Origin of the sequence: Hydrocoleum sp. CS-953 (genome assembly GCF_002260545.1) — a bacterium.
GTDB lineage: Bacteria > Cyanobacteriota > Cyanobacteriia > Cyanobacteriales > Microcoleaceae > Trichodesmium.
On sequence record NZ_LGSU01000327.1, the window covers coordinates 1 to 2,757 of the forward strand.

Consider the following 2,757-nt stretch of genomic DNA (forward strand, 5'->3'; position numbering starts at 1 on the left):
GAATATCTGTCCATCTACTACTAGACCTATCCCAAATATTTCGGTGCGTTACACTTCACTTTTCATGTCGCGAAGCGTTAACGGAGTTATGCGACAGCAAAACGCACTCTACTAGATCGATATGTCTATTTTTTAATTGAAGCTATAGTTAAATTATCAAGTTATATTATAATCAATAAAACTTAGGTTACACCAAAATAAATTACTATTACTATACCATATGAAAGTTTATCAGCACTAGAAATAACTCCCGAAAAATTGAGTGTATAAATTCGTTTAATAGCTGCAATTAAATCTTATGAAATGGGTAGACTTTCTATAGCTGCTGCAGCAGTTTTTGCTGGTATTCCCAAAGTTTTATTTTTAACCAAATTAGGGGATTATGCTGTTAATACTTTTAAACTAACTGAAGCTGAATTAATTGAGGATTTAGCTAATGCCTAGTTTCTCCTAACTACTCTCTCCTCCCCTACTCCCCTACTCCCCTACTCCTTCCTCAAATCCTGCTACTTCAGATAAAGTATAAAGCGGTCTACCTTTTACTTCTTCATAAATACGTCCGATATATTCTCCTAATATTCCAATACTTACTAATTGTACGGCTCCTAAAAAGAAGATTGCCATCATAATTGTTGCTAAACCTGTTAATGGTGAATCTGGATAAAAAATCCGCCAATATAATACTAAACAAGCCATTAATAAAGCTACGCAAGCAGCAAATAATCCTACATAAGTAGACAGTCGTAAAGGTACTTTAGAAAAAGATACTAAACCATTAATTGCTAAGGCTAAAGATTTGGCAAAAGTATATTGAATATCTCCAGCAAAACGAGGTTCTCTTTCAAATTTTATTGCCGTTTGTGGAAAACCTACCCATGCTCTTAAACCCCTAATATAACGATTAGTTTCTGGCATTTTATTCAACACATCTACTACAGCTCTATCCATCAAACAAAAGTCACCAGTATCAATAGGAATTTCCACATCTGCTAAATGTCTTAAAATGCGATAATAAACAAAAGCAGGCAACTTTTTTAACCAACTTTCTTGATGTCTTTTTGTGCGTTGAGCATAGACAACTTGATAACCTTGTCGCCACTTTTCTATTAAGTCGGGAATTAATTCTGGCGGATCTTGTAAATCTCCATCTAAGACTACAATAACCTCTCCCCTAGCAAAATTTAAACCAGCAGTAACAGCAACTTGATGTCCGAAATTACGAGCAAAACTTAAATAACAAATTCGAGAGTCTTGTTGATGCAATTCTCGGAGAATTTGGAGAGAGCGATCGCGACTACCATCGTTAATCAATATTAGTTCTACATCTCCATCCATTCTATTCATTATTGTACTGATGCGTCGATATAATTCTGGGAGATTTTTCTCTTCATTATAAATAGGAATTACTAAAGAATATTTCATTTGGGGATGATTAATTGTAATATTGTGGTAGACTGACATATCTAAGATTGTGTGTTACATCATGTCCGGTTGAATAGTTATAAATAAAAAGGGAGGAGTCAGGAGTCGTAGGGGCGTTTCATGTCGCTCCGCGAAACGGTCGTTAGCTTCGCATAACTATCGTTAACGCCCGTACAGGAGTCAGGAGGGAAGAGGGGAGAAAAAAAGTATATGCATGAGAAAGTTTTTTGGTCGCGCACCTCGGAACGGAGTTCTATCACGCTCTTATCCGGACATGATAATCATTGGGGGGCGGGTTTATCTAATTTTAGGTTTAGCTTCGTTAATTTAACGGGGAAACCCGCCCCTACTATTGCACTATTTAAGGTGTGTCAGTCTAGTAGGTTGGGTTCAGCGCCAGCACAACCCAACGGATGTCTAGAAAAAAACTTAGAGATGTTGGGTTGAATAACGAAACCCAACTTACATTTTTCTCTATTCTATGAAAAATATTATGATATCAAATAATCTATGGAAAACTAATCAACATTTAGCAACAGCTTGTTTATCTCATCCTTTTGTACAAGGAATTGCTGACGGTACGTTGCCTCAGAAAAGTTTTGCCTATTATGTGGGGCAAGATGCTTTTTTCCTGAGAGCATTTGCCCGTGCTTACAGTATTGCTGCTGCTAAGTCTCCTGAATGGAAAACATTTGAATTGTTTCATACTCTTGTAGGTGGGGTGAAAGAGGAATTAGAATTGCATCAAAGCTATGCTGCTAAATGGGGAGTAAATTTAGAAAATATTACTCCTGGGTTTGCTACACGGCGTTACACAGATTTTTTATTAGCGACTGCTTGGGGTAATAATATTGGGGCGATCGCTACAGCAATGACACCTTGTATGCGACTCTATGCTTTTTTAGGGCAACAGTTAGCTACACCGGAAATCCCAGAGCATCAATATTCTGATTGGATTTGTACTTACAGCAGTCAGGAATTTGAACACTTAGCGCAAAAGTTAGAGAAAGTGATAAACAGTTACGCAGACAATATTCAAGAAGTAGAATCAATTTACTGTTATGCTATGCTCTGCGAACGAGATTTTTTTGAAGCAGCTTGGGAAATCAGAATTTAGAATTTAGAATTCTGAATTTAGAATTCTGAATTTAGAAGTTACAGCGGTTTTCATTTCGCTAGACTACAGTAAGCATTAACCATGATTAGTCAGTACATTGTTTTGGTTGTAACGTGAAATCATCAATCTGAAAAGCGCTGTAAATTAACTGCGACTATACTTGACAGTACCCATACTTTCCCTACTCCCCCTCTCCCCCACTCCTTACTCCCCTACTC

At 37.1% G+C, this 2,757-nt stretch carries 3 protein-coding genes; 2 read left to right on the forward strand and 1 reads right to left on the reverse strand.

Annotated elements, in window-relative coordinates; genetic code table 11:
- Nucleotides 1-279: 279 nt before the first annotated feature.
- Nucleotides 280-444: a UPF0175 family protein gene (locus AFK68_RS40910; RefSeq protein ID WP_305778124.1), complete on the forward strand. Its 165-nt coding sequence runs from the start codon at nt 280-282 to the stop codon at nt 442-444.
- Between the two features lie 33 nt (nt 445-477).
- Here AFK68_RS40910 and AFK68_RS03025 read toward each other — a convergent pair whose 3' ends face one another.
- Complete coding sequence (locus AFK68_RS03025) at nt 478-1,461, reverse strand: glycosyltransferase family 2 protein (RefSeq protein WP_246843965.1); 984 nt, start codon at nt 1,459-1,461, stop codon at nt 478-480.
- Nucleotides 1,462-1,915: 454 nt separating this feature from the next.
- Here AFK68_RS03025 and AFK68_RS03035 point away from each other — a divergent pair, with 454 nt between their 5' ends.
- Entirely contained in the window at nt 1,916-2,539 is a 624-nt protein-coding gene (locus tag AFK68_RS03035; RefSeq protein ID WP_371357210.1) for a TenA family protein, read from the forward strand.
- Nucleotides 2,540-2,757: the final 218 nt, after the last annotated feature.

Excerpts from the sequence above, each read along its gene's own strand:
- AFK68_RS03035 (WP_371357210.1), top strand. The coding sequence starts at position 1,916 with ATGATATCAAATAATCTATGGAAAACTAATCAACATTTAGCAACAGCT.
- AFK68_RS03025 (WP_246843965.1), bottom strand. The coding sequence starts at position 1,461 with ATGTCAGTCTACCACAATATTACAATTAATCATCCCCAAATGAAATAT.